At 51.1% G+C, this 1,850-nt stretch carries 1 protein-coding gene; it reads right to left on the reverse strand.

Features of this window, described 5'->3' with window-relative positions; translation table 11 throughout:
• Window positions 1–434: 434 nt before the first annotated feature.
• Complete coding sequence (locus CWM53_RS12515) at window positions 435–1,796, reverse strand: YncE family protein (protein WP_100695757.1); 1,362 nt, start codon at window positions 1,794–1,796, stop codon at window positions 435–437.
• Between the last annotated feature and the right edge of the window lie 54 nt (window positions 1,797–1,850).

Genomic DNA, 1,850 nt, shown 5'->3' on the forward strand with positions numbered 1-1,850 from the left:
CGATGAAGTTCAGGGCTATTTTTTTGCCAAACCGATGACCCCTGATGCTTTTGAAACCTGGTATCACGGCAGAGACGAAGCCTTAAAGTGAACGAGTATTAAGTAAATACGTATGCTCGCCTGCCCGTAATATACAAATAAGAAGGGAACTGGTCATCCTGACCTGCTCTCCATTGATTATCAGAGGCCGATGCTCGTCCTGCATCCGGGTAATCATGACAAATTCTCACTTCCGCTTCTCGCTCAAAGCAGCCTCTTAGAGACTTGCGTGCGGAAAGATTCGGGTTGCATTTAGGGATCGCAATGGACATCAATCAGCATCGAGGATGAATACGTCAATACTGGGCAGGTATGCCGGATACCCCCTCCCGCTCCACGGGCGGAAGGGGGTAAATAATAATGTCAGGCCGGTCTGCCCGCGAATAAAGAAGTCGCTATTTTTTTTGGGTGATTTTCGTCACTGAACCTGTTTGAGTTTTGTCCCCGACAGCGCCATACATCGACACCACATAAACGGCGCCATCAGGCGCGGCAGTCAGGTGGTTTGGTGTTTCATCCATCGGAATATTAGCGACCAGTTTACCGTCCTTGTTCAGAACAGCAACGGTTCCACCTGCACGCGTGGCGGCGAAAACCTGAGACGTCACTGGATCCCAGACGACAGATACGCCTCCGGCACCAATATAAGTATCTGCGAGAACCTTACCGTCCGCATCAAGAACCACGACATTGTTCGTTTCCTGGGAAGCAACATAAAGACGGCCAGTCGCCGGATCGCGAGTGATGTCTGTTGCCCCCTGCGCCTCAGGCACTTTCACCGTCGTGCTCTTACCCGTTTTGAGATCAATCCAACCTACCCATGGCGTATCACGGCTGACGCCGAAAAGTTTCCCTCCTGCACTGTCAAGGGCAAGATCGGTATTGTTAAACATGTTTTTGCCATGTTCCACTACGAACTCAAGTTGACCGATGTGTTCAAGTGATTTTGTGTCATATACCTCGATAAATCCGGTCAGCGCTGCACTGACATAGGCACGATTGTGGGCTTCATCAATAATCACATCGCGTGGATGTACAACAGACCCTTCGGGAAAGACTTTCACCACAGAAAGGGTCTTTGCGTCATAGACGGTCACCGTCTCGGCAAGCGTGTTCGTCGTCCATACATGGTTATGGGCATTATCAACACCGACTCCGAATACTCCAATCTGCTCTCCCTTTTTGTCTTTAGGCAGCGTCGCCTCCGCTTCGACAGCCAGCGTTCTTGCGTTCAGTCTCATCAGCCGGCTACCATCCTTCGGGCCGCGTGCAGAAGTCACGAAGAGCTTCCCATCGGCCGACACTGCCGACTGGTAAGCCCGCTCACCGACGGGAATTGTTTGCAGCCTGAAAGCCTCAGTGTTTTTCGGGGGAACAACCTTGGACAATTTCAACATAACCTGCGAAACGCTCGCGGGATTTTGCGTGATAACAGTGAGTGGATGAAGGCCTGTAGCAGCGTCGGCCGGAACGTTTAGTGGAATAGTGAGATTTCCCTTCTCATCGGCAGCCAATGGCTTCGGCGTAAGGACTTCAGCACCATTCAGCATGGTGACAGTCGCACCTGTTGGCAGGTTCTTAATCGTGATCACCGTGTGATCTCCGGGCTTAACAGGAACTTCCCGTGATCCGGCACGAATACTACCTGGAAAGGTCGTGGTGGCTGCTGCCCATTGACTATCGGCGTATGCCGTTACGACGGTTGACATTGTAATAGTGGAGGCCAACAGCACTGAACGGACTGAAATTGTTCTCATCTTATCTCCATAAACTGTATTGATGCTGCATCTCAATGCAGCCACAGATTATTC

Source organism: Klebsiella sp. A-Nf5 (genome assembly GCF_002810545.1).
Taxonomy (GTDB): Bacteria; Pseudomonadota; Gammaproteobacteria; order Enterobacterales; family Enterobacteriaceae; genus Klebsiella; species Klebsiella variicola.